Origin of the sequence: Enterobacter cloacae complex sp. GF14B (assembly GCF_004136805.1) — a bacterium.
In the GTDB taxonomy this organism is placed as follows: Bacteria; Pseudomonadota; Gammaproteobacteria; order Enterobacterales; family Enterobacteriaceae; genus Enterobacter; species Enterobacter hormaechei_C.
The window spans coordinates 1-928 of the sequence record NZ_QFRV01000367.1 but is presented as its reverse complement, the minus strand read 5'-3'; the positions used below and the strand labels follow the sequence as shown (position 1 = coordinate 928).

Sequence of the window (928 nt, the reverse complement as noted above, 5' to 3'; positions counted from 1 at the left end):
AAGAAGAAAGTGACTTAAAGTCATGGGAAAGTGGACGTACTCACTTCTTGATGGAAAGAATGTTTACAGAGGGACTACTTGATCCTATCGAAGAAATGGAGATCCCATCTTCCCCACGTCAAGGGACTGAAGCCCAAAAGGTGCCGTTAAACATGTCCAAATTTATGGATTTCATGTCTTCAAAAGTTAGAACCACCATCATGTCCAAACTATATAAAGACCCCGAGCTAGTCTCAGCTCTTCGAGCCTTCCTCAATGGAGAATTACAGGCCGGATTACCACAGTTTTCACATATGAACAAACCTGACTCGATAATGAATGATGAGGAACATTTAGCACCACCATCTGACCTAGCGGGACATGAATCTGTAATTGAAGTACCCGTTAACAAGTTGGGGCAATACTTTGAAGGTGATGAATCTAATGCTACTCTACCAATCACTACTAAAGGATTAACTGTAAAGGGAGTCCTTGACGGTGGTGCGGGAGTCAGCATGGTGACAAAGAGTTGTTAGGAGTCTATGGGGCGACCTCACCTTGAAGCCACAAGCGTAGTGGTAAAAATGGCTAATGGATCTATTGTTACGCCTATTGGAATGCTTGAGGATCTCAGGATCAAGGTCTTGGGACACAAGGTAAGGCAGACTTTCATTGTTATGGATTTTTCCAAGCATCCTATGTCATTTGAGATGATCTTAGGGCGTCCATTCATGAGGGAAGCAAAAATGGTGCATGACTGGTCCAAAAACATTGCAGATGGGGAAGAGATACCACACATTGCACCAGTAAACATGTTAGGTGTAGCGCATGTAACATCCGATGATAAGAAAGAGGCACACCTACCTAAGAGTGAAACCGATGATTCCTCAAAGGCTTCAGGACAATACACATCAAAAACGGAATCTCAGGGAGAAATGGATTCAGAACC

General features: G+C 43.3%; 2 protein-coding genes. Both read left to right on the top strand.

The genetic code is table 11. The annotated features are described in order from the left end of the window. Nucleotides 1-515: hypothetical protein (locus DD606_RS26120; protein ID WP_176691522.1), on the top strand; the 515-nt coding region annotated here is incomplete at its 5' end. Nucleotides 516-521: 6 nt separating this feature from the next. Next, on the top strand, nucleotides 522-928 hold a 407-nt coding region (locus tag DD606_RS25685; RefSeq protein WP_139158411.1), incomplete at its 3' end, for a retropepsin-like aspartic protease.